Source organism: Kribbella sandramycini, from assembly GCF_013131805.1.
GTDB classification, from domain to species: Bacteria; Actinomycetota; Actinomycetes; order Propionibacteriales; family Kribbellaceae; genus Kribbella; species Kribbella sandramycini.
This window is the reverse complement of sequence record NZ_JABJRC010000006.1, coordinates 251,559-275,337: the sequence shown is the minus strand read 5'-3', so window position 1 is coordinate 275,337 and position 23,779 is coordinate 251,559. Positions and strand designations below refer to the sequence as shown.

Sequence of the window (23,779 nt, the reverse complement as noted above, 5' to 3'; positions counted from 1 at the left end):
GTGACAGCAGAGACGACAGCGAGTGACGTGTGGAGCTTCGCAGTAGAACGACGGAGTGATCCGGCGAGCGCCGAGGCGCGAGCGGCCATCCTGGCCGATCCGGCCTTCGGGCAGGCGTTCACCGATCACATGGTGGTGGCCAACTGGTCGGTCGAGCAGGGCTGGTTCGACCAGAAGGTGACCGCCTACGCACCACTGCGAGTGAGCCCGGCCGCCGCCGTACTGCACTACGCGCAGGAGATCTTCGAAGGCTTGAAGGCCTACCGGCATGCTGACGGTTCGGTGTGGGCCTTCCGCCCGGAGCGGAACGCTGCCCGCTTCGCCGCGAGCGCGCAGCGGCTCGCGCTGCCGCAGCTGCCCGAAGGCGCGTTCGTCGCCGCGCTGCGCGCGCTGGTGACAGCCGATGAGCCCTGGGTGCCGTCGGCCGCCGACGGCGAGACCAGCCTGTATCTGCGGCCCTACATGATCGCCACCGAAGCAGCTCTCAGCGTGCGCCCGTCACATGAGGTGCTCTTCGGTGTGATCGCCTCACCCGCCGGCCCGTACTTCGACACCGGCCCGCGCCCAGTGTCGATCTGGCTGACCACTTCGACCATCCGCGCCACCCCGGGCGGGACAGGCGCAGCCAAGTGCGGCGGCAACTACGCAGCCAGCCTGGCCGGGCTGGCCGAGGCTGTCGCCAACGGCTGCGAACAGGTGGCGTTCGTCGAGGCCGTCGAGCACAAGTGGCTCGAAGAGATCGGCAGCATGAACATGTTCTTCGTGTACGCCGATGGTCGCGTCGTCACCCCAGAGCTGTCCGGCTCGATCCTGGCCGGTGTCACCCGCGCCTCCGTGCTGGAGCTGGCCGCCGAGCTCGGTCATCCGGTCGAAGAGCGCCAGATCTCCGCCGACGAGTGGAAGGACGGCGTCCGCAGCGGAGAGATCACCGAGGTGTTCGCCTCCGGCACGGCCGCGGTCATCACCCCGATCGGCCGGCTGGCCTGGCCGGAGGGAGACCTCACCATCGGCGACCACTCGGTCGATCACGGCGTCGGTCCGGTCACGCGACAGATCCGCTCGGCCCTGCTCGACCTGCAGTACGGCCGCGTCCCCGACACTCGCGGCTGGCTGACCAGGCTGGCGTAGTACCTGACTTTTGTCGCCGGGGCCGGTTAGGTTGCACCTATGGCCGACTCCAAGGCGAAGTCTCCGGCGGTTGAGCTGGACGTGGAGGGACGAACGGTCCGGGTCTCGAACCCGGACCGGGTGTACTTCCCCGCGCGCGGCGAGACCAAGCTCGACCTGGTGCGGTACTACCTGTCGGTGAGCGAGGGCATCGTGCGCGCGTTGCGCGAGCGGCCGTGCATGATGCATCGCTTCCCCGAAGGCGTCGCCGGCGAGAAGGTCCACCAGAAGCGGCTGCCGCACGGCGCGCCGTCGTGGATGGAGACCGTCCGGGTGAAGTTCCCGCGCTACAACCGGACCGCCGACGAGCTGTGCGTCACCGAGATCGCCCAGGTCGCCTGGGCCGTGCAGATGTCGACCGTCGAGTTCCACCCGTGGAACTCGCGGCGCGCCGACACCGAGCAGCCCGACGAGTGGCGGATCGACCTCGACCCGATGCCCGACTGCCCGTTCGACCGGGTCCGCCGGGTGGCGCACGTCGTCCACGAAGTCCTCGACGAACTCGGGATGACCGGCTACCCGAAGACGTCGGGCGGCTCCGGGATCCACATCTATGTCCGCGTCGAGCCGGCGTACGGGTTCGCCGACGTACGCCGGGCCGCGCTCGCCTTCGCTCGTGAGGTCGAGCGGCGCGCACCCGACGACGTCACGACGACCTGGTGGCGCAAGGACCGCGACCCGAAGAAACTCTTCGTCGACTACAACCAGAACGCCCGCGACCACACCATCGCCAGCGCGTACTCCGTCCGCGGCAACCCCGAGGCCACCGTCTCCACCCCGATCCGCTGGGACGAGATCGACGACGTCGACCCCAAGGCCTTCACGATCGCCACCGTCCCGCAGCGGTACGCCGACCTCGGCGACCTGCACGAGACCATCGACGACAAGTCCCACGACCTCACCCCGCTGCTGGAGTGGGCCGCCCGCGATGAACGAGACGGTGCCGAAGAACCACCGGAGGACTGAGCCGCCTGGTAGGCCAGCGGCATAGGATCGCCGGGTGCGCACTCTCGACTCAGCAGCGGCTTTCGAGGTTGCCGTCGGCCTCGCGACCGATCCGGCCCGCCGGATGCTCGGCATCACCGGCGCGCCGGCGGCCGGGAAGTCGACATTCGCGGAGCAGCTCGTCGCTCAGCTGACCGCGGCCGGGCACCAGGTGGCGCTGGTACCGATGGACGGATATCACCTGGCGCAGTCGGTGCTCGACGAGCTCGGCCTCGCCGATGTGAAAGGCGCCCCGCACACCTTTGACGGCTACGGGTTCGTTGCCTTGCTCAGAAGGCTGAAGGAGGCGCCGGGCGAGCCGATCTGGGCGCCGCGTTTCGACCGCGGTATCGAAGATTCGATCGCCGCCAGTATCGGCGTCGCGCCGGAGGTCGGCCTGGTCGTGACCGAGGGCAACTACCTGCTGTTCGACGAGATGCCGTGGGCAACGGTCCGGACGCTACTCGACCAGTGCTGGTACGTCGACGTCCCCGAGGAGCTGCGGCACACGCGACTCGAGGCTCGGCACCGGCAGTTCGGGCGGTCGGCCGAAGAGGCGCACGAGCGGACGTTCGGGAGTGACGAGCGCAACGCCCGGCTGATCGCCGCGACCGCGCCGGCGGCCGACGCGATCGTTCATTTGGCCTGAGCGAGCCGTTCGATGAAGGCGGCGACGCCGTCCAGGTAGAGCTGCAATCCGAAGTCGAAGTCCTGCTCGGCGTCGTCCTCGAAATTGTTCACCTCGTCGAAGACGCCGGCGTCCAGCACCTTGGCGAGCGCGGGTAGCTGCCGCGGGTCGACGACGCGCGTCAGCGTCGCGCCGTACAACCGGAAGGCATCCGGGTTGTCGGCGAAGCCGGCCGACAGGTCGAGCGCCATCCGGATCTCGCCCTGGACGTAGGTGATCAGGCCCATCACGATGCCGACCTTGGCCTCCTCCGGGAGACCGGTGCCGGCCAGCGCGCCGAGGGCGGAGTCGAACCAGGCGAGGTTGTTCGGCCCGGCCGGCGGGCCGGAGATCGGCAGCTTCGCGTACCAGCGGTGTTTGCGGATCGCGGCCAGCACGCCGTCGGCCCAGAACGTCAGACCGGTCCGCCAGTCGACGTCGGCGGGGAGCGGCTCCGGCTGCTCCAGCGCGGCATCCGACATCAGCACGAGCAGCTCGTCCTTGCTCTTCACGTGCCGGTAGAGCGCCATCGTCGAGTTGCCGAGCCGCTCGGCGACCCGGGCCATCGACACCGCGGCGAGGTCGTTCTCCTCATCGGCGAGCTCGATCGCCGCCCGGACGATCTCGTCCAGCGTCAGGGTCGGCTTCGGCCCACGCCGCGGAGTGTCCCGCAGGCGCCACATCAGGGCCACTTCGGCCGGCAGCTCGTCCATCGCCTCAGTTTAGAGCTTGCGCAGCCATACTGCGTACCTGCTACGCTAATTAGCGTATTCAATACGCAGTAAGGAGAGGATCATGATCGTCGAGGCGACCGCGCTCCGGAAGTCGTACGGCGCGACCGAGGTGCTGAGCGGGATCGACCTGGCTCTGCCGGAGGGCTCGGTGCTGGCGCTGCTCGGTCCCAACGGAGCCGGCAAGACCACGACCGTGCGCATCCTGAGCACACTGATCCGGCCCAACGCCGGGTCGGCGACCATCGCCGGGTATGACGTCGTCCGGCAAGCGGCCCAGGTGCGCGGGGTGATCAGCCTGACCGGGCAGTACGCCGCGGTCGACGAGAACCAGACCGGCCGGGAGAACCTGGCCATGGTCGGCCGGCTGATGCATCTGGGACGGCGGGGCGCGGATCGGCGTACCGGGGAGCTGCTGGAGCAGTTCGGGCTGACGGATGCGATGCACCGTCGGGTGAAGACGTACTCCGGCGGAATGCGCCGACGGCTCGATCTGGCGATGAGCCTGGTCGCACGACCGCAGGTGATCTTTCTGGACGAGCCGACCACCGGTCTGGACCCGGCAAGCCGATCGACGATGTGGGAGGCCATCGGGGAGCTGGTCCGGGACGGTACGACGATTCTGCTCACCACGCAGTACCTGGAAGAGGCGGATCGACTGGCCGACCGGATCGTGCTGCTCGACCACGGTCGCATCGTCGCCGACGGAACTGCCGACGCACTGAAGGCGCAGGTCGGTGGCGAGCGCGTCGAGCTGCAGTTCGCCTCTGAGCCGGAGGTGCGCAAAGCGACCGACGTACTGGGCGCCGTCGCGGTCGTCGGCCCACTGCGGCTCAGCGTGCCATCAGACGGTACGGCGGTGCACCTGCATCACCTGTTGGACCTACTGCGCGACAACGGCACCGTTCCCGAGCGGGTATCCGCACACCGTCCGACTCTGGACGACGTCTTCCTCGCACTGACGGCTTAGGAGGCTGCTCATGTCACACCACAGTGTTGCCGCCGCGCTGTCGGACACAGCGACGATGATCGACCGCAGCGTCCGCCTGGCCCGGCGGAACGTGGACACGGTGTTCGTCTCGATTCTGCTCCCGGTGCTGATGATGGCACTGTTCGTGTACGTCTTCGGCGGTGCGATCAACACCGGCACGGCGTACATCAACTACGTCGTACCGGGCATCTTGCTGCTCACTACCGGGTACGGCGCTGCAACGACCGCGATGGCGGTGGCCGACGACATGAACAGCGGAATGATCGACCGACTCAGGTCGCTGCCGATTCGCAGCTTCGCTGTCCTGACCGGCCACGTCGCGGCCAGTGTCGCGCGGAACGCACTGTCGACGACGCTGGTCATTCTGGCTTCGTTCGCGATGGGCTTCCGCCCGAACGCCACTGCCGGCGACTGGCTGGCCGCCATCGGTCTCCTGCTGCTGTACGTCGTTGCGCTGTCGTGGCTCGCCGCCGGACTCGGAGTCGTCGCGCGGTCGGTCGAATCGGCCAGCACGCTCAGCTTCTTCATGTTGTTCCTGCCGTATCTGAGCAGTGCGTTCGTCCAGCCCGGCACGATGCCGTCGTGGCTACAACCGATAAGTGCGCACCAACCGATCACTTACGTTGTAGAAGCAGTGCGCGGGTTTCTGACCGGTGTGCCGGTTGGAAACAGCGCAACCTTTGCCCTTGCCTGGTGCGTCGGTCTGCTGGTGTTCTCGGTGGCATTGGCGAGTTCGCTGTATCGGCAGCGGACTCGCCGTTGATCGCACGAAACGCACCGCTCAGCGGACAGATTGCGGTCTGAGCGCCGTCTGGTTCGGACATGACCCCCTGCGCGCGCTACTGTCTAAGTCCCCCCCAACGTGTGGAGGTCCCACTCCCCCCGGGACTCACACGGACAAGCGCCCCGGTCATCGACCGGGGCGCTTCGTTTTACCCAACCTCCACTGATGTCCTGACGCAATGTCGATTTTGGCGGTTCTGATCCGACGTAGGGGTAAGAGCGACCGAAGGAGAGGGTCAGGATGAACGCCACCACCACGATGATCGTCACGATGCTCGCCGAGGGAAACCCGGTCTGGTACGTGGCGGCGATGGTCAACATGCGCAGTCACGATGTCTACGTGATCGGGCTGGCCGCCGGCTATCCGGACAAGGCGAAGCTTCGCTGTGCGCTGCTGGCGGCTCGTCAGGCCGCATAGGGTCGGAGCGTGCAGCCAGTCAGTGTTGTCGACTACCACACCGCCGGTGAGCCGTTTCGGATCGTCACCGAGGGCGGTCCGGAGATTCCGGGCGCCACAGTGGCCGCCCGACGGGTCGCCGCGCAGTCCAGCGCAGCGATCGACGCCGTACGCCGGTTGCTCGTGAACGAGCCGCGCGGACATGCGGACATGTACGGGTGCTTCGTCGTACCGCCGGACGATGCCGGTGCGCACTTCGGTGCGCTGTTCTGGCACAAGGACGGGTACTCGACCGCATGCGGGCACGGAACAATCGCACTGGGCGTGTGGGCCGTGGAAAGCGGGCTGGTGCCCGCTGCGCCGGACGGCGTGACAGAGGTAGTCGTCGACGTACCGTCCGGGCGAGTGAGTGCCCTGGTGAGATGCTCCGGCGGCAGCGTGTCCGACGTCGCCTTCCGGAACGTTCCGTCGTACGTGCTGGCGCGCTCGCTACCAGTGGCCGGTGCGGTCGCAGACATCAGTTACGGCGGCGCCTTCTACGCATCGCTCCCGGCTGCCTCGGTCGGCCTGTCCGTCACTCCGGAGCACTACTCGGCCTTGGTTGCCATCGGCCGCGAGATCAAGTGGGCGCTGAACGACGTCGCCGTCCACCCGACCGATCCGCGCCTGAACGGCCTCTACGGCACCATCCTGTACGACGATCTCGGTTCGGCCGCCGACGGGCCGCACCAGCGCAACATCGCGATCTTCGCCGACGGTCAGGCGGACCGCTCCCCCTGCGGCTCCGGCACCTCCGCGCGGCTCGCATTGCTCCATGCAGACGGCCTGCTGGCCGCTGACCAGACCCTGCGCCACGACTCCATCGTCGGCAGCACCTTCGGCGGTCGAGTCGTGCTGGAAACGCCGGAAGGGGTCGTCACCGAGATCTCCGCGATGGCCTACCGCACCGGCGCCGCTACGTTCTCCCTCGACCCCCGCGACCCCCTCGGCACCGGCTTCACCCTGCGCTAACGTCGGCTCATGATCTTCATCACCGCGAAGTTCCGCGTGAAGCCCGAGTACGCCGAGACCTGGCCCGCCATCACCGCCGACTTCACCGCGGCGACCCGCGCCGAGCCCGGCTGCCTCTGGTACGACTGGTCCCGCTCCCTCGAAGACCCGAACGAGTACGTCCTCGTCGAGGCCTTCGCCGACGACGACGCCGCCGTCGCCCATGTCACCTCCGAGCACTTCAAGACCGCCCAGTCGCATCTCCCGCCGCACCTGGCCGAGACACCCCGCATCGTCAACTTCAAGGTCCCGCAGGACGACTGGTCCGAACTCGGCGAGCTCGCGGTCAAGTAGTCGCCCGTGCGGCTGACCGTCGCATCGCTCAACACTCGCGGGACGCCGCTGCTCAGCTCACAGCTGAGCAGCCGGTACGCCGCTCTCGGCGCGGCCTTCGAGGCCGCTGAGGTCGACGTCGTCAATCTCCAAGAGGTGTGGACCCACTACCACCTCTGGCAGCTGATCCGGGCGATGCCGTCGTACCGCTTCACCAGCTTCCGCCGGTCGCTGGCCGGGCCGGCCGGCGGCCTCCTCACGCTGTCCCGGCTGCCGGTCGTCCGGACTCGCTACCACCGCCTGTCAGCTCTGAAGGGCGTGCTGGCGACCGCTCTGCCCGGAGTCACGGTGGCCAACACGCACCTGCTCGCGAACCGGGACGGCGACTGGTCCGAGAGCAACCGCTACTACTCCAAGCACCAGGCACAGCTGGCCGCGCTCAGTCGAGTACTGCCGGCTCTCGAGCCACCCCTGGTCCTGTCCGGTGATTTCAACCTCGCCCGAGACAGCTCGCTGTACGGCCAGCTAGTACGCGCAGTCGGGCTCGTCGACGCCTTCGGAGCCGACTGTCCGCCGACGTTCCATGCGGCGTACCTCCCACCGGGCCGGACGCCGCACTGCATCGACTACGCATTCGTGACGAGCTCAATGACCGTGGACGTCGCGCGACTCAACCAAAGCCTTCCGTCGGACCATCTCGGGTTAGAGGTTCGCATCCACGTTGACAGCGTAGGGTGAGCGAACCGCCACCTTTTGTCACCGAGTGTGCGTGGAGGGCTTGTGTTCAGGACTGCGGTCGCACTGTCGAGCTGTGCGTTCCTGATGGTCGCCGGTGCGACACCGAGCGAGGCGGTGGAGGAGGTGTCGGTCCAGGTCTGGCTGACGCCGGACCTGGCCGGGGCGGCGGCGTACGCGACTGCGGTCGCCACACCGGGCAATCCGCAGTTCCACCGCTACCTGAGCCCAGATGCCTACACAGCTCGCTTCGGTCCGACAGCTGCCCAAGCCGCGGCGGTGTCCAAGTGGCTGACCGGACGTGGGCTGTCCGACGTCCAGATCGGCAAGGGCCGCGACTACATCGCCGCCACCGGCCCGGAGTCGACAGTGCGGTCGCTGCGCAGTCGCGATGACATCCTCGGCGTGACCGGGCTGGGGAGCTCTGGATCAGCAGCGGTCGAAACAGCCAAACGACCGACGTGCTCCAACCATTGGGCAGAACACGTTCAGACCATCAAGCCGGCGTTCCGAGGGCTCACCAAGGGCTCACTACCGATCTGCGGGTACTCCGCCCGGCAGTTGCGCGCGGCGTACGGCGCATCCTGGGCATTCACCGGCAAGGGCCAGACCGTTGCGCTGACCGAGGCCCTCGCGCCGACGAACATGTTCCAGGCGCTGCGCGAGTACGCCAAGCAGAACCAGCTCCCCGCACCGAAGCCGAGCCAGTACCGCGAGATCACCGCCGGCCGGCCCTGCGCCCGAGCGAGCCTGCGCAGCGCGAGCCGGTACGACGACGAAGCGGAAATGGACTCCGAGGCCGTCTACGCGATGGCTCCGCATGCGAACCAGCTGATGGTGGTCGGCGCCGGCTGTGACGAGGACCAGGCGCTGCTGAACGCCGTCCACACCGTGCTGGTCGGCGATGGCCACCGGCCGAGCGCCTCGATCATCTCCAACTCCTGGCAGATCCCGATCGGCACCGTCGCCCCGAAGATCATCCGTGCACTGACCGTCCGGGCTGCGGCAGAGGGCGTTGGCCTGTACTTCTCGTCCGGCGACACCCCTGGTGTCACAGCGACTGCGCAAGACCCCTTCGTGGTGGCAGTCGGCGGCACGACACTGGGCCTCGGCAAACGCGGCCAACGCATCTTCGAGACCGGCTGGTCCAGCGCCAGTGCATCACTCGAAGACGGCAAGTGGAACTACACAGGTATCAGCAGCGGCGGTGGCGGCACCAGCGAGGTCGACGCCCAACCGGCGTACCAGAAGGGCGTCGTACCGCCGTCGATGTCACACATCCGAGTCGGCGACAAAACGCTCGTCAACCGTGCAGTCCCCGACATCGCCGCGGTCGGCGACCCGGACACCGGAATGCTCGTAGGCCACCTGGAAGCCGACGACAACGGCAAACTGCAGTACCGGACGCAGTCCACCGCGGGGACCAGCCTTTCGGCCCCACTGGTCGCAGGCCTCATCGCCGGCGCCCAGCAAGGCAAACAAACCAGCTACGGCTTCATCAACCCAATCCTCTACCGACTGCACGGCAGCCGCGCGTTCCACGACGTACTGCCGCTCCCGGCGTCGACTCCCCCGCAGAACCGAGCCGCCTACATTCCGCCCGACGACACCTACTCCGCAGGCTTCGACGTCTTCGACTCCTACGACCCCACCCAAACCACTCAACGCACCGCCAAGGGCTACGACACCAGCACCGGCCTCGGCACTCCGAACGGGCTCGCGTTCACGCTCGCCCTCCGCCGAACGTCTCCAGTAGCAAAGTGACGTAAGCGTGCATCCGGCGCTGCACTACTGCCGTCGTCAGGTCAGACCGGCCTGCCTCGCGCCACGGCTGCGGGATCGCCTCCAACTCCTCCGACAACGCGCAGGCGTCCCGCAGCCGCCAGTAGAGCTGCTCTGCTGCGGTGGCGGCCAGCACGCCACCCGCCTCCTGATACGCGTCAGCAAACCGCAGCCCCCACTCCGGGCCGTGTAGTAGCGCGAGGTTGGTGGAGCAGTGCGCAACATCGAGGTCCGTCGGCCCCCAACAAGTACCCGCCCAGTCCACCACCCCGGTCAACCGACCGTCGTCGAACAGCACGTTGCCTGGCTGGAAGTCCCGGTGCAGGAACCGGCCCTCGTACGCCGGCGGCTTGCGGAGGACCTCGATCGCCGCAGCCCAAACCGAAGGATCAGCGCCGGGCGGCACCACAGCACTGTCAGCAGTCGACTCCGTCACAAAGTCCCGGATCGGCTCCGCGGGACGCAGCGCGTTGATCTCCACCAACTGGCGCGCCAGCAACGGAACCCGCTCAGCCAACCCCTCATCGCCCAGAACCGTCCGACCGGGCAGATGCGTCATCAACAGCGACGGGTACTCGCAGTACTTGCCGGTGGCATCGAAAGCGACCAGCTCAGGCGCCGGTACGCCGGTCGACGTCAGCAACCGCATCGTGCCGGCCTCAGCAGTCAGCCACTCCTCGGCGTGCTCCACGCCGACCACAGTGCGCAGTACGAGCGAACGACCACCCTCCGGCGAGCCGATGACCAGCCGGCGCATCTCCGCGGTCAGCCCACCATGCAGAACCTCGACGCCGGCGACCCACTCACCGTCGCTCAAGAACTCCCGAACCCACTGCAGTGTCCGCGGTCGCACCGCACGGCTGGTCACCGCACCACTCCACCACCCGAAACCCACCCACCGCGACCGCTTTACCGCGCCCCGCCAACGACGAAGGCCCGGACCGTTATGGTCCGGGCCTTCTTCAGTAGCGGGGGCAGGATTTGAACCTGCGACCTCTGGGTTATGAGCCCAGCGAGCTACCGAGCTGCTCCACCCCGCGCCGCTGTCTTACGCCGGTAAGTCTAGGGGATGGCCGGTGCGCAACCAAATCCGGCCGCAGGGGGCGGGCGAGTGGTGTTCACCACTGGCTTTTAAGGTAAGGGTTACCTAATATTGCACCCGGTTGGATCCTGGAAGATCGGAAAGGCCCGCTCTCAGCATGCCGAAGACCTCGCGCCGGCTCACGGTGCATCCCCTGACCCTGCGGGAAGTCGAGGTCGTTCGGGTACTGGACCTGACGCCGGGTATGCGCAGGGTCACGCTGAGCGGCGCGCAGCTGCGGGAGTTCACTTCGGCGAACGGGTTCGCGCAGCCGGCCTTCGAGTCTGCCGGCTTCGACGACGACATCCGGCTGCTGTTCTGTTACCCGGGCCAGACCGAGCCGGTGCTGCCGGTGCAGCAGGAGAAGGGCTTGGATCTGCCGAGGAGCCCGCGCCCGCTGTCGAAGATCTACACCGTGCGTCGGTGGGACGCCGACGCAGGCGAGCTGGATGTGGACTTCGTCCGGCACGGCGTCGGCGTCGGCACCACGTGGGCGTACCGCGCGCAGGTCGGCGACCGCATCTCCTTCTACGGCCCGAGTGCGTCTCGTGCGCTCCCGAACGACGCGGACTGGTTGCTGGTCGCCGGTGACGACACAGCGATCCCCGCGATCGCCCGGCTGCTCGATGAACTGGCAGAGGACACGCGGGCACAGGTGTTCGTCGAGGTCGCCGAGGAGGCGCACCGGCTGGAGCTGCGGGCGCTGCCGAATGTCGAGGTGACCTGGCTGGTCCGCGACGGCGCCGAGGCAGGTACGAGCACCCTGCTGCGCGATGCGGTCGGCAAGGCCGACTGGTGGTCGGGTCGCGCGTTCGCCTGGGTTGCCGGCGAGCAGACGACAGTACGGAACCTACGCCGCCATCTGGTCGAAGACCGGGCAGTGCCGAAGGCGGACATCGAGTTCACCGGGTACTGGCGTCGCGGCGAGGTCGTCGTCCTGGACAGCGATGGAGCGATACCCGACCCGGAGAAGTCCAAGACGCCGTTCGAGCAGCTCCATGAGCTGACCGAGCTGATTCGGCCGATCGCGATCCGCACCGCCGTCGAACTGGATGTGCCGGAGCTGATCTCCCGTGGCGTCACCAGCGTCGCGGAGCTGGCAGCCAAGAGCGGAAGCGACGAGCGGGCCTTGGGCAAGCTGCTGCGCTATCTGGACGCCGTCGGCATCGTGACTACGCCCGAGCCGGGCCACTACGGGCTGACGGCGGTCGGCGAGGTCCTGACCAACGAGTTCGTGGCCGACACTCTGCACCCGGCTGGAGTGGCCGGCCGGGAGATGCTCGGCATCCAGGGCCTGACCGAGTCGATCCGTACAGGCCGCGCCTCCTACGCGGCTGTGACCGGCCGGACCTTTGCGGACGTGCGAGCCGAGCAGGGCTACGAGGACCGCTATCTGGAGCGCCTGGCGAAGTTCCAGTCCGCGCTGGCCATGTCGATCGCCGAGTCCGAGCTGCTCGCCGGCGTGCGGCACGTGGTGATCCACTCTGGTGGAGCGGCCGCCCAGGCCCGTGAGTTCGTTGCCGTCCACAACGATCTGCGCGTGACGATCTGCGCGCTGCCCGCCCAGGCCGACTGGCTGCGCCGGGATCTGCCCGACAGCATCCCCGACGACCAGCAGCGTGCGCGAGTCGGCGTCGTCGAGCAATCCGTCTTCGAGGCCGGCCCGGCCGCCGATGTGGTGTTCATCAGCCGCGCGCTCAAGGCTCTGCCCGACCCGGACGCCGCCCACGCACTGCGCCGGGCAGCCGAGAACCTGCTCCCGGACGGCCGGGTGCTGTTGATCGAGGAGGTCCTCAACACCGACGACCTGGACGAGCACGACGGCGAAGCCGACCTGATCGGCCTGACCGTGCACGGCTCCGGCCTGCGCACCGCGGCCGAACTCGGCGCGGTGATCACCCGCGCCGGTCTGGTCCGCACCACCACCCACACCGTCGGGTGGGGCACCACAGTCCACGAACTCGTACCCGCCGGCATCCGCTGAGCTCCCGATCCCCTGAAACAGAAAGAAAGAGCACACCCATGACCACGACACCCCTGAAGCGACGCGGCGCAGCCGCGGCCGCCGCGGTCCTGAGCCTCGCGCTCGTCCTGACGGCCTGCGGCGGAGGCGACGACAAGTCCGGCGCCGCGACCGGCGACAAGGCCGCCGAGACCCGAACCGTCACGGCCGCCAACGGCGCCGTCACGATCCCCGCCGCGCCGCAGCGCGTCGTCACGATCGGCAACACGGACCTGCCGTTCATCGACATGGGCGGCAAGCCGGTGGGCGTCACCGGGGTGCCCGACTCGGATCTCGCCCTGTTGCCGCCGGAGCAGCGCGCGACCTGGGAGAAGGCCGAGAACCTCGGCGACGAGGTCGACCTGGAGAAGGTGGCTGCGCTGAAGCCGGACCTGATCCTGGTGCAGATCCCCGACGCCGAGTTCAAGAAGATGGAGAAGCAGCTCACCACGATCGCGCCGACCGTCTTCTGGGGGCTCGACACCGAGTGGAAGGCACTCGCCGAGGGGCTCGGCGAAGCCGGGAACGTGAAGGATGCCCTAGGCAAGCAGAAGGCGGAGTTCGAGGGTGACGTCGCCAAGATGAAGCAGACGTACGCCGACGTCATCAAGAACACCAAGTTCGTCAACCTGGACCGCTACTCGAACTCCGACCCCGGGACGTACGTCATCGGGGACATCGGCTGTGTCGAGATCGCCCAGGACGACGTCGGCCTGAACTTCCCCAAGGCGCCGGCCGGCAAGGACCCGCTGGCCTACGAGTCGCTGCCGTTCGAGCAGCTCTCGAAGCTGTCGCAGTACGACGTGATCACCTACCCCGCCGACGACAAGGGCCAGGCGACCCAGGTCTTCGCGCCGGTGGTCGCGACGAACACCTGGAAGGCGCTGCCGACCGTGACGTCGGGTCGCGCGCTCGGCGTCTTCTGCCCGGGTAACAACTCCTACGGCGCCGTTCTGCGGTACCTCGACTCGCTCGACAAGGCGCTGGCGACCCTGCCCGCCAAGAAGTGACAGCTCTCACCCTGCGCCGACCCGTCGATCCGGGCGCCGTCACGGTGTCCGGATCGCGGCGTCGGCTGATCGGCCTGCTCCTCGCGCTCGTGCTGCTCCTGGTGTTGCTGGTGGCTAGCGTGCTGATCGGGTCGACCTCCATCAGCCCCGCCGTGGTGTGGAAGGCGCTGTTCGATCCGACGGCCGACATCGATCAGTTCGCGATCCGGGACTTCCGGCTGCCGCGCACCGTCGCCGGGCTGGTCGTCGGGATCGCGCTCGGTGTCGCCGGGGCGCTGATCCAGGCACTGACCCGGAACCCGCTGGCCGATCCGGGCATCCTGGGGCTGAACGCGGGCGCCTCCTTCGCGGTGTCGGTCGCCATCGCGCTGCTCGGCATCCGCGACATCCAGAGCTACATGTGGTTCGCGTTCGGCGGGACGCTGATCGTCACGCTGATGGTGCTCGCGCTCGGGTCGACCCGGCGCGGCCAATCACCGGTCATGATGGTGCTTGCCGGTCTCTGCGTCGGCTCGGTGCTCGGCGGCGCCGGTTCGGCCCTCGAGCTGACCAATCCGGATGCCTTCGACGCAATGCGCTCCTGGAACGCCGGTTCGGTCGTCAGCCGCCCACTCGAGCTGATCTGGCCGATCCTGCCGTTCTTCGCGATCGGGCTCGTCCTGGCCTTCCTGGTGTCCGGCCCGCTGAACGCGATGGCCCTCGGCGACGAGGTGGCCGCCGCTCAGGGCGTCCAGCTGGTGCGCACCCGAATCCTCGCGATCATCGCACTGACCCTGCTCTCCGGCGGCGCCACCGCGATCGCCGGTCCGATCAGCTTCATCGGGCTGATGGTCCCGCACGTCGCCCGCTGGATCGTCGGCCCGCACCAGCGCTGGATCTTCGCCTACAGCGTGCTGCTCGCCCCGAGCCTGCTGCTCGTCTCCGACATTCTCGGGCGGGTCGTGATGCGGCCCGGCGAGCTCCCCGTCGGCATCGTCACCGCCTTCGTCGGCGCCCCGGTGCTCATCGCGCTCGTGCGGCAGAAGAAAGCGAGCGGGCTATGAGCACGCGGGTGGACTTCGGACGGCGGGTCATGGTGCTGCGGCGCCGCAACGTCGCCGTACGGGTCGAGTGGCGCTCAGTCGTCGTCTGCGCCGTCCTCGTGCTGGCAATCGCCGGTACGGCGGTGCTCGCTCTGATGACCGGATCGTTCCAGCTCGGTCCGGGCCAGGTGATCTCCGCGCTGACCGGCGAGACGACCGGGCTCGTCCGGGACATCGTGGTCGAGTGGCGGCTCCCGCGAGTAGCCGCGGCGCTGGTGTTCGGCGCCGCGCTGGGCGTGAGCGGGGCAGTCTTCCAGTCGACGCTGCGCAACCCGCTCGCCGACCCCGGCGTCATCGGGTTCTCCCAGGGCTCCTACACCGGCGCCCTGATCGTGATCCTCGTTGTCAACGGCACCTACTGGCAGCTGGTCGGCGGCGCGCTGATCGGCGGTGTCGCGACCGCCCTCGCCGTGTATCTGCTCGCCTACCGGCGGGGTGTGCAGGGGTTCCGCCTGATCGTCGTCGGCATCGCCATCTCGGCGATGCTCGCCTCGGCCAACACCTGGCTGATCCTCAAAGCCGACCTGGATCAGGCGATGGCCGCCGCGACCTGGGGCGCCGGGTCGCTGAACGGCGTCTCCTGGGGCCAGGTCGCCTTCGGCGGCGCTTGTATCGCCGTCCTCCTGCTGCTGGCCGCGCTGTCGAGCCGGCCGATGCGGCAACTGGAGCTGGGGGACGACGCGGCCGCCGCCCACGGCATCCGGGTCTCCGCGGTTCGGCTCGGGCTGATGGTGCTGGGAGTGGCGCTGATGGCGACGGTGACCGCCGCGTCCGGCCCGATCGCGTTCATCTCGCTGGTCGCCCCGCAGATCGGACGCCGGCTCACCCGCAGCGCCGGAATCACGCTCGCTCCGGCCGCCCTGATCGGCGCACTGCTCTGTCTGGCAGCGGACTACCTCGCCCAGCACGTCGCACCAACTCCGTTGCCGGTCGGCATCGTCACCGTCATACTCGGCGGCGGCTACCTCGGCTGGTTGCTGATCACCGAAGCCAGGAGACGCCTGTGAGCACCCCCACCAGCATCAACGGCCTTGCGGCAGCGGGAGACACAGCCATGTCAACTCCGTCCCCGAGCGACTCCCGGCTGCACGTGGAGTCGGCGACGATCGGCTACGACAAACGCGTCATCTCCCGGGAGCTGTCGGTGGCGATCCCCGACGAGTCGTTCACGGTGATCGTCGGCCCGAACGCGTGCGGTAAGTCCACCCTGCTCCGCGGCCTGTCCCGGCTGCTGAAACCCTCGGCCGGGCAGGTCGTTCTGGACGGCGCCGACATCAACTCCTTCAAGACCAAGGAGGTGGCGCGGCGGGTCGGGCTGTTGCCGCAGAGCTCGATCGCCCCCGACGGCATCACCGTGGGCGATCTGGTGGCGCGGGGCCGGTATCCGCATCAGGGGTTCGTGCGGCAGTGGACCGAGGCCGACGAGCAGGCCGTGCTGAGGGCGATGCGCCAAACCTCGGTCACCGACCTGTCCGCCCGGCTGGTGGACGAGTTGTCCGGCGGCCAGCGCCAGCGGGTCTGGGTGGCCATGGCGCTCGCGCAGCACACCGACATCATGCTGCTCGACGAGCCGACCACCTTCCTCGACATCACCCATCAGATCGAGCTGATGGAGCTGTTCACCGACCTGCACCACGTCGGCCACACCCTGGTAGCCGTCCTGCACGACCTGAACCACGCCGCTCGCTACGCCACGCACCTGATCGCGATGAAGGACGGCCAGGTCGTCGCCGAAGGCGCGCCGGCCGAGATCGTCACCGCCGACCTCGTCCACGAGGTCTTCGGACTGCGTTGCCTCGTCGTCCCCGATCCGGTCGCCGGTACGCCGTCCGTCGTACCGCTGGGCCGGGACCGCCCGGCGAAGCTCAAGAAGGGTGAGGGTGCTTCCGTTGACGGCTCTTGATCGTCTGCCGCTGACCGCGAGCCAGCGCGGCAACTGGGGAGCGCGCAGCCTCGCTCCGGAGTCCTCGGTGTTCTGTGCGGGCCGTCTGGTCTGGCTGGACGGCCCGATCGACCCGGTTCTGCTCGCGTCCTCGATCAGCACCGTCTTCGCCGAGACCGACACCCTCCGGGCCCGGTTCGGCGCCGACGACGGCGTCCCGTTCCAGTACGTCGACGCCACCGCGACGCTCTCGACCGAGATCGTCGACGCCGGTCAGGACGACGATCAGGTCCGGGCGCTGGCCCGCGAACAGCTCGCTGGGACGGCGGCTGCCGGGGAGCCCGCGACGAGCTCGACGCTGGTCCGCCGCGCGGACGGGACCTGGGCCTGGATCCTGGTCACCAGCATTCTGCTCGTCGACGGCTACAGCATCTTTCTCTTCATCCGCCGCGTCGCCGACGTCTACTCTGCCGCCCAAGCCGGTGAGCCGGTCCCGGTGCGCTGGTTCGGCGAGTTGAAGAACGTCCTGGGCGCCGAACAGCAGGAGGCGGCCGCGGCCGACGTCGCCTACTGGAGCGGCGTCCTGGAGATCGAGAGCGCCGGCCACGAGAGCCTGGCGGCGGAGGACGTCGCCGATCTCTTCGCCTCCTCCAGCCGGCCGGTGTCCGTCCCGGTCCCGGACGACCTCTATCCGCGAGTTCAGCAGTTCGCCCGCGCCGCGCGGGTTTCCTGGACCGACGCCCTGATCGCGCTGTGGGGCGTCTACACCGCCCTCGCCGACGGCCGGGACTTCGTCGCGGTCCGGGTCCCGCTGATGCTGCGCGACGATCGCGAGGCGCTGAAAACGCCGAGCGCGATCTCCCGATCGATGCCGATCGTCACCGAGCTCAGCCCACACCACACGGTCGCGGACGTGCTCGAGATCGTCGCCGGGCAGCTGAAGACCTCCCGCCGGCACATCGCGGCCGAGGACCACCAGATCGCCCGCTCCTGGCCCGGCGGCCAGGCCTCCTATCTCGCGCTGCCGACGATCAACATCAAACTCTTCGAGTCGGCGCCGCGCCTGGGCGAAACCGGCGTGATCACCGAACGAGTCAGCAGCGGCCCGGTCGGATCCCTCGACCTCGTCATCCACCGCAACCGCGACGCGGGGATCCGGCTGGAGCTGTCCTCCGGCGCCGCCGCCGGCGATCCGCTCGTGCACGCCGACCGACTCGGCCGCTTCCTCGACGCAGTCGTCGACGGCTCTCCCACCCGAACCCTGTACCAAGTGCGCGCCGAATTCGCGCCGGACGCCGAAGGCCCGGATCCGTCCTGGACGCGCGGCGAAGCGCTCGAGGTTTCCGGCACCACCGTCGATGAGCTGCTGCGCCGACAGAGCGCGGCGAACCTGGACCGGATCGCTCTCGTCGCCGCTGATGACAGCATTCGGCTGACGTACGGCGAGTTCGACTCCCGCGTGAACGCGATGGCCCACCTCCTGGTCGATCAGGGCGTGCAGGTCGGGGACCGGGTCGCCGTCGCGATGACCCGCTCGGTCGATCTGGTCGTCGCGCTGGCCGGCGTCCTGCGCGCCGGAGCGGCCTACGTGCCGATCGATCCGGAGTACCCCGCAGATCGCATCGAACACATCCTCGACGTCGCCGCACCCGCAGCAGTCATCACCGAAGTACCGGACGCCAGCGCGGAAACGGCACCGATGCTGAAGCGGCCACTGAACGACCTCGACGCAGCCGTCGTCATCTTCACCTCCGGCACCACCGGCAACCCCAAAGGCGCCACGCTCTCCCACCGCGCCCTCGTCAACCGCCTCACCTGGGGCCGGCAACTACTCGGCTACGGACCGGACGACGTCGCCCTCGCCAAGAGCGGCCTCGGCTTCGTCGACGCCGTCACCGAACTCTTCGGCCCGCTGACCGCCGGCTCCCAGGTCATCGTCGTACCGACCGAGACCGCGCAGGACCCGACTGCGCTGCTCGACACCATCGGCCGGCACGGCGTCACCCACCTGCTCACCGTGCCCAGCCTCGCCGACGTCCTCGTCCGGCACGACGCTCCGTTGCCGACGCTCAAGCATTGGATCTCCTCCGGCGAAGCACTCACCCGAGCCAGCGCCGACGCCATGCACCTCGCCGCACCACAAGCCGAGCTGCACAACTTCTACGGCTCCACCGAAGTCACCGGCGACGCCACCACCGGACGCCTCGAGATCGGCGCCCCGGTCGCCAACACCACCGCGCACATCCTCGACGCCTGGTTGCGCCCGGTGCCTGCCGGAGTGACCGGAGAGCTCTACCTCGGCGGCGTCCAGCTCGCCGACGGATACCTGGGCAACCCAGCCCTCACCGCGCAACGGTTCGTTGCCGGCGACAACGGAACCCGGCTCTACCGCACCGGTGACCTCGCGCGCTGGAACGCTGAAGGACAGCTCGAATGCCTCGGCCGCAGCGACGACCAGGTCAAGATCCGCGGAAACCGCATCGAGCCCGCCGAGATCCGCGCCACCCTCGAACAACACCGAGCGGTATCGGGCGCGGCAGTCGTCGCCCTCGACCACCCCGCGGGCGGCAAGTACCTCGCCGCCTACGTGACCGGCGACGCCGTGCCGACCGACGAACTGCGCGCGCACCTCGAACAATCGCTCCCGGACTACATGGTCCCCACGACCTACACCCACCTGGACCGATTCCCCGTTACCCCCAACGGAAAACTGGACCGCCGCGCACTCCCGCAACCGGACCTGACCGCGGGAGCCACCGACAGCCGCGCACCGGAGACCGCCACCGAGCTCGCCCTCGCCGACATCTTCCGCGACGTCCTGCGCCTCGACACCGAACTCGGCGTCGGCACCGACTTCTTCCGCATCGGCGGGCACTCACTACTCGCCGCCCGAGTAGTCGCCCGCGCCAACGCGGTCCTGGGCACCGCACTGACCTTGCGCGACGTCTTCGATCACCCGCGGATCAGCGAACTCGCCCAGCTCGCCGACACCAGCACCGCGACACCCTCAACGCGAGTCGGCGAGCTACCCCGCCCAGCCGTCCTTCCGGTCTCCTACGGGCAACAGGCACTCTGGCTGATCGATCAGCTGGGTGCAGCGGGTGCGCGGTACGTCGTGCCGGTGGTCCTGCGCTTGCGCGGCGAACTGGATCCTGACGCCCTGGTCCTGGCGGCCCGCGACGTGGTGGCTCGGCACGAGGCGCTGCGCACGCTCCTGGTCGAGAACGGCGGCACGCTCACCCAGGTCGTCGTACCGGCACAGGAAGCGGCCGACCGGCTCTCGCTGCTGGTCGAGGACGACGCCACGGGCGTTGAGGCCCGAGTGCGCGCGGTGGTGCGCGCCGGTTTCGATCTGGCGGTCGACCTCCCGATCCGGGTCGCGCTGCTCCGCGCAGGCGATGACGAATGGGTGTTCGTGGTCGCGGTCCATCACCACGCGGTGGACGAATGGTCGTTCCCGTCCCTGCTGGGCGATCTGTCGACTGCGTACCAGGCGCGGGCCGCCGGGCACGAGCCGGGCTGGACGCCGCTCCCGGCGCAGTACGCGGACTACGCGATCTGGCAACGCGATGTCCTGGGTGCGGCCTCGGATCCGCAGTCGCCACTTTCCGGACATCTCGCCTATTGGCGTGAAGTCCTCGCGGATGCGCCCGAGGAGTCGACGATCACGCTGGACCGGCCCCGGCCGGTCAATCCGACCTACCGCGGTACGGATCTGCGCTTCAGCATCGATCCGCAGGTGGCGACCGGTTTGCGCCAGGTTGCGGATGCGCAGGGCGTGAGCATGTTCATGACGCTCCAGGCCGCGACCGCGTTGACCGTCTCGGCGCTGGGCGCCGGTCCGGATGTGCTGATCGGCTCACCGGTCGGCGGACGCACCGAGGACGGCCTGGAGGCGCTGGTCGGGTACTTCGTGAACACGCTGCCGATCCGCCATCGATTCCAGGCCGGGGACACGATCGCCGACGTCCTGCAGCACACCAGACGATCGGTGCTCGGCGGGTTCGAGCACCAGGCCGCGCCTTTCGAGGAGATCACCCGCACGCTGGGCACCGGCCGTTCCGTCGGCCGGAACCCGCTGTTCCAGACGATGCTCACCCACCGCGTCGTCAGCGGCGGCCGGGCGAGCGGCCTGCGCCTCGCCGGGATCGAGACCACCTCGACTCCGGTGTCGGTGGGCGCGGTCAAGACCGATCTCGACCTCGATATCTTCGATGCGGACGCCGGGCTGAGCGGGCGGCTCGCGTACGCGACCGACCTGTTCGACGACACCACCGCGGAGCGGTTCGTCGCCGTCTTCAAGTCGGTGCTGGCGGCAATCACTTCGGATCCGGCGCAGCGCGTCGGCGAGCTGGATCTGCTACCTGCCGAGGAATCGCAGCAGATCGACGGCTGGTCACACGGTGCGCCGGTCAAGGTCCCGGCCGCGACACTCGACGAGCTGGTCCGCCGGCAAGCCGCAGCGAGCCCGGACGCCGTCGCGGTCCTGGCCGACGACGGCGCCGATCTCACGTTCCGCCAGTTCGACGCGCGGGTCAACGCGCTCGCCCACCGGCTCATCGAGCAGGGCGTGCAGGTCGGGGATCGGGTCGCGGTCGCCTTGCCACGCTCGCCCGAGTTGGTGATCGCGCTGGCCGGGGTGATTCGGGCCGGCGCCGCGTACGTGCCGATCGACCCCGACTATCCCGCCGAGCGTGTCAAGCACATCCTTGCGGACGCCGAGCCACGCGTGGTGCTCACCGACCAGCACCTCGACGAATTCGGCGCCGAGCTGGTCGACCCACCACAGCTCACCCGTCCGCTGCTCCCGACGGACGCCGCGTACGTGATCTTCACCTCCGGCACCACCGGCCGCCCCAAAGGCGTTCAGGTCAACCACCAGGCCATCGTCAATCGCCTGCACTGGATGCGCGACGACTACCAGATCGGCGCGACGGATCGCGTGCTGCTGAAGACCCCGTTCACCTTCGACGTGTCGGTGTGGGAGTTCTTCCTCCCGCTGATCACCGGCGCGGTCCTGGTCGTGGCGCAGGACGGCGGCCACAAGGATCCGCAGTACCTGCTCGAAGTGATCGCTCGGCGCGCCGTGACCGTCACGCACTTCGTGCCCTCGATGTTGGCTGCCTTCCTCGCCTCCGCCCCGGACCGGACGTCGGTGCGTTCGGTCCGCCGGGTGTTCTGCTCCGGCGAGGCGCTGCCCGGGTCGACCGCTGCCGGCGCCGTTGAGCTGTTCGACAACGCCGAACTGCACAACCTCTACGGACCGACCGAAGCTGCCGTGGACGTGACGGCGCACCAGGCGGTTCAGCTTGCTGATGCGACCGGAGTGCCGATCGGCGTACCGGTCGCGAACACGACCACGCAGGTCCTGGACAGCTGGTTGCGTCCGGTGCCGGTCGGTGTGGCCGGTGAGCTCTACCTGGGCGGCGTCCAACTCGCCGATGGGTACGTCGCCCGTGCGGGCCTGACCGCGGACCGATTCGTGGCTGACCCGTTCAGCGCCGACGGCGCCCGGCTGTATCGCACCGGCGACGTCGTGCAGTGGAACGCCCAGGGACAGCTGGAGTACCTCGGTCGGAGCGACGACCAGGTGAAGATCCGCGGCAACCGGATCGAGCTCGACGAGATCCGCGCCGTCCTCGAACAGCATTCCGCCGTATCAGGTGCGGCCGTCGTCGCGCTGGACAACCCAGCCGGCGGCAAGTACCTCGCGGCCTACATCACCGGCACCGAAGACACCGAAGCACTGCGTGACTACGTCGCCCAGTCGCTGCCGGAGTACATGGTCCCCACCACCTTCACGCCGCTGGACCGATTCCCCGTGACCGCCAACGGAAAGCTGGACCGTCGCGCGTTACCGGAACCGAACCTGGCAGCCGGGGCAACCGCCGGCCGGCCACCCGAAACCGACACCGAGATCGCTCTCGCCGGGGTCTTCCGCGAGGTACTCCACCTCGACACCGAGTTCGGCGTGGACGACGACTTCTTCCGCCTGGGCGGCGACAGTATCTCCGCGGCCCGGATCGTCGCCGCCGCGCGGGAGCACGATCTGACGCTGAAACTGTCCGACGTCTTCGCGCAGCGCACCATCGGCGCCCTCGCTGCGCTCTTGACGCTCGACGCCGGGCCGGCTGAGCCGGTGCTGGTTCCGACCTCCGCTGCTCTGGAGCGTCTTCGCGAAGCCGACCCGGCGCCCGCCGAGTACGTCTTCACCGAGTTCATCGACCTGCCGCCGGATTCGACGAGTGAGTCGATCGACGCGGCCTTCCGCGCACTCGTCGCCATCACGGACGCGCTGCGGCTCTCGGTGGACGCGTCCAGCCGGCGGCTGTGGTTCACCCATCTCCTCCCCGCCGAGACAGTCCAGCCTCAGATCGTGGAGTTGGCGGACATCGACGCCCTCAGGCCGGCCGCCGTCGAGCTCATCGACCTCACGGCCGGTCAGCCGGTAGCGCTCGCGCACACGCGGACGGTCGCCGTACTCGCCGTCCACGCGGCCGTCGTCGACCGGTCATCGCTGCACCAACTGGCGACGGCGCTGCAACACCCCGGGTCTCCCCCACTGCGGCTCGTTCCCGCGCTCGAAGCCCTCGAAGCAGCCGGCGAGGCGACCACCACCGACGGCCTCGACCAGTGGAAGAGCTTGCTCACCCGAGCACAGGCGGTCGACGAAGACGTCTTTGCTTCGGGCAACATCTCTTCCTTCCAGTGCGACAGCTACCGGACCGAAGAAGCCATCACCACAGCGATCCGCGTGGCGCTCCACTCGACCGGGATTGCCGAGCGGATCGGCGGGGTGGTCGATGAAGATGTGCCGCTGGCTCTCGACAGTCCGGTGGGTCCGTTCACCGCGGCCGCCACCGTCGCGCTCGACGCGGCGGAGCCGACCCGAACCACCGAGCTGGCGCTACTGCGCTACCACAACAAGGCCGGACGCCGAGCCTTGCGCCGGGCACCCTCTCCCGCGGCCCTGGTCACGCGGATCTACGGACCGGCCGGCTCACCAAGCCCCGAGGGCACCGAGCAGCTGTATCGCGCGGTGATCCGATATCACCTCACCCCGGAAGCGACGACGATCACCCTTCTGGGCTTCGCGGAAGAAGCAGCCACCGCTCTGTGCGACGCTCTAGGTCGCCAATCTCAAGTTCAGGTCTGAGGAGTC

General features: G+C 68.8%; 18 protein-coding genes and 1 tRNA gene. 16 read left to right on the top strand and 3 right to left on the bottom strand.

Translation table 11 applies throughout. From position 1 onward, the window contains the following. The 3 genes from HPO96_RS24475 to HPO96_RS24465 are packed head-to-tail and all read left to right on the top strand — an operon-like array spanning position 1 to position 2,800. Positions 1-1,128 (top strand): branched-chain amino acid aminotransferase, encoded by a 1,128-nt coding sequence (locus HPO96_RS24475; RefSeq protein WP_171676384.1) that lies wholly within the window; start codon positions 1-3, stop codon positions 1,126-1,128. Between the two features lie 39 nt (positions 1,129-1,167). Then, positions 1,168-2,133, top strand: a complete 966-nt coding sequence (ligD, locus tag HPO96_RS24470) for a non-homologous end-joining DNA ligase (protein ID WP_171676381.1) — start codon at positions 1,168-1,170, stop codon at positions 2,131-2,133. A gap of 34 nt (positions 2,134-2,167) precedes the next feature. Further along, positions 2,168-2,800: a nucleoside/nucleotide kinase family protein gene (locus tag HPO96_RS24465; protein ID WP_171676379.1), complete on the top strand. Its 633-nt coding sequence runs from the start codon at positions 2,168-2,170 to the stop codon at positions 2,798-2,800. Here the strand turns inward: HPO96_RS24465 and HPO96_RS24460 are convergent. Continuing rightward, the gene (locus HPO96_RS24460; protein ID WP_171676376.1) at positions 2,788-3,531 is read right to left on the bottom strand and encodes a TetR/AcrR family transcriptional regulator; all 744 of its coding nucleotides are present in this window, start codon (positions 3,529-3,531) and stop codon (positions 2,788-2,790) included. The genes HPO96_RS24465 and HPO96_RS24460 overlap by 13 nt on opposite strands. Positions 3,532-3,613: 82 nt before the next feature. On the opposite strand from HPO96_RS24460, the gene HPO96_RS24455 reads away from it, so the two are divergent. The 7 genes from HPO96_RS24455 (at position 3,614) to HPO96_RS24425 (ending at position 9,542) form a co-directional block, all read left to right on the top strand. Next, complete coding sequence (locus tag HPO96_RS24455; RefSeq protein WP_171676373.1) at positions 3,614-4,519, top strand: ATP-binding cassette domain-containing protein; 906 nt, start codon at positions 3,614-3,616, stop codon at positions 4,517-4,519. Between the two features lie 10 nt (positions 4,520-4,529). After that, positions 4,530-5,303, top strand: a complete 774-nt coding sequence (locus HPO96_RS24450; protein ID WP_171676370.1) for an ABC transporter permease — start codon at positions 4,530-4,532, stop codon at positions 5,301-5,303. A 261-nt stretch (positions 5,304-5,564) separates the two neighbouring features. After that, positions 5,565-5,741, top strand: coding sequence for a hypothetical protein (locus HPO96_RS24445; protein WP_171676367.1), 177 nt, complete (start codon positions 5,565-5,567; stop codon positions 5,739-5,741). A 9-nt stretch (positions 5,742-5,750) separates the two neighbouring features. Beyond that, positions 5,751-6,731, top strand: coding sequence for a proline racemase family protein (locus tag HPO96_RS24440; protein WP_171676364.1), 981 nt, complete (start codon positions 5,751-5,753; stop codon positions 6,729-6,731). A 9-nt stretch (positions 6,732-6,740) separates the two neighbouring features. Next, on the top strand, positions 6,741-7,064 hold the full coding sequence (locus tag HPO96_RS24435) for a putative quinol monooxygenase (RefSeq protein WP_171676361.1): 324 nt from the start codon (positions 6,741-6,743) through the stop codon (positions 7,062-7,064). A gap of 6 nt (positions 7,065-7,070) precedes the next feature. After that, positions 7,071-7,781: an endonuclease/exonuclease/phosphatase family protein gene (locus tag HPO96_RS24430; RefSeq protein WP_171676358.1), complete on the top strand. Its 711-nt coding sequence runs from the start codon at positions 7,071-7,073 to the stop codon at positions 7,779-7,781. Positions 7,782-7,823: 42 nt separating this feature from the next. Beyond that, positions 7,824-9,542, top strand: a complete 1,719-nt coding sequence (locus HPO96_RS24425; protein WP_202886350.1) for a protease pro-enzyme activation domain-containing protein — start codon at positions 7,824-7,826, stop codon at positions 9,540-9,542. On the opposite strand, the gene HPO96_RS24420 is transcribed toward HPO96_RS24425, so the two are convergent. Then, positions 9,502-10,428 (bottom strand): phosphotransferase, encoded by a 927-nt coding sequence (locus HPO96_RS24420; RefSeq protein ID WP_171676356.1) that lies wholly within the window; start codon positions 10,426-10,428, stop codon positions 9,502-9,504. The two genes, HPO96_RS24425 and HPO96_RS24420, sit on opposite strands and share 41 nt — an antisense overlap. Before the next feature lie 98 nt (positions 10,429-10,526). Further along, positions 10,527-10,600, bottom strand: a tRNA-Met gene (locus tag HPO96_RS24415). Between the two features lie 159 nt (positions 10,601-10,759). Between HPO96_RS24415 and HPO96_RS24410 the strand changes: the two genes are divergently transcribed. The 6 genes from HPO96_RS24410 to HPO96_RS24385 are packed head-to-tail and all read left to right on the top strand — an operon-like array spanning position 10,760 to position 23,773. Continuing rightward, the gene (locus HPO96_RS24410) at positions 10,760-12,625 is read left to right on the top strand and encodes a siderophore-interacting protein (RefSeq protein WP_171676354.1); all 1,866 of its coding nucleotides are present in this window, start codon (positions 10,760-10,762) and stop codon (positions 12,623-12,625) included. A gap of 38 nt (positions 12,626-12,663) precedes the next feature. Continuing rightward, on the top strand, positions 12,664-13,653 hold the full coding sequence (locus tag HPO96_RS24405) for an ABC transporter substrate-binding protein (protein WP_171676352.1): 990 nt from the start codon (positions 12,664-12,666) through the stop codon (positions 13,651-13,653). Continuing rightward, positions 13,650-14,696 (top strand): FecCD family ABC transporter permease, encoded by a 1,047-nt coding sequence (locus tag HPO96_RS24400; protein WP_337796789.1) that lies wholly within the window; start codon positions 13,650-13,652, stop codon positions 14,694-14,696. Before HPO96_RS24405 ends, HPO96_RS24400 begins: the two co-directional genes overlap by 4 nt. Next, entirely contained in the window at positions 14,693-15,742 is a 1,050-nt protein-coding gene (locus tag HPO96_RS24395; protein WP_171676350.1) for a FecCD family ABC transporter permease, read from the top strand. The genes HPO96_RS24400 and HPO96_RS24395 overlap by 4 nt, the downstream gene beginning before the upstream one ends. Before the next feature lie 47 nt (positions 15,743-15,789). Beyond that, the gene (locus tag HPO96_RS24390) at positions 15,790-16,638 is read left to right on the top strand and encodes an ABC transporter ATP-binding protein (RefSeq protein WP_171676348.1); all 849 of its coding nucleotides are present in this window, start codon (positions 15,790-15,792) and stop codon (positions 16,636-16,638) included. Next, positions 16,625-23,773 carry a non-ribosomal peptide synthetase gene (locus HPO96_RS24385; protein WP_171676346.1) on the top strand — a complete coding sequence of 2,383 codons (7,149 nt, stop codon included), beginning with the start codon at positions 16,625-16,627 and terminating at the stop codon, positions 23,771-23,773. The genes HPO96_RS24390 and HPO96_RS24385 overlap by 14 nt, the downstream gene beginning before the upstream one ends. The last annotated feature ends 6 nt before the right edge of the window (positions 23,774-23,779 follow it).

Bases quoted from the DNA above. Each gene is read 5' to 3' on its own strand.
- ligD (WP_171676381.1), top strand. From the start codon at position 1,168: ATGGCCGACTCCAAGGCGAAGTCTCCGGCGGTTGAGCTGGACGTGGAG.
- HPO96_RS24460 (WP_171676376.1), bottom strand. From the start codon at position 3,531: ATGGACGAGCTGCCGGCCGAAGTGGCCCTGATGTGGCGCCTGCGGGAC.
- HPO96_RS24455 (WP_171676373.1), top strand. From the start codon at position 3,614: ATGATCGTCGAGGCGACCGCGCTCCGGAAGTCGTACGGCGCGACCGAG.
- HPO96_RS24450 (WP_171676370.1), top strand. From the start codon at position 4,530: ATGTCACACCACAGTGTTGCCGCCGCGCTGTCGGACACAGCGACGATG.
- HPO96_RS24445 (WP_171676367.1), top strand. From the start codon at position 5,565: ATGAACGCCACCACCACGATGATCGTCACGATGCTCGCCGAGGGAAAC.
- HPO96_RS24435 (WP_171676361.1), top strand. From the start codon at position 6,741: ATGATCTTCATCACCGCGAAGTTCCGCGTGAAGCCCGAGTACGCCGAG.
- HPO96_RS24410 (WP_171676354.1), top strand. From the start codon at position 10,760: ATGCCGAAGACCTCGCGCCGGCTCACGGTGCATCCCCTGACCCTGCGG.
- HPO96_RS24405 (WP_171676352.1), top strand. From the start codon at position 12,664: ATGACCACGACACCCCTGAAGCGACGCGGCGCAGCCGCGGCCGCCGCG.
- HPO96_RS24395 (WP_171676350.1), top strand. From the start codon at position 14,693: ATGAGCACGCGGGTGGACTTCGGACGGCGGGTCATGGTGCTGCGGCGC.
- HPO96_RS24390 (WP_171676348.1), top strand. From the start codon at position 15,790: ATGTCAACTCCGTCCCCGAGCGACTCCCGGCTGCACGTGGAGTCGGCG.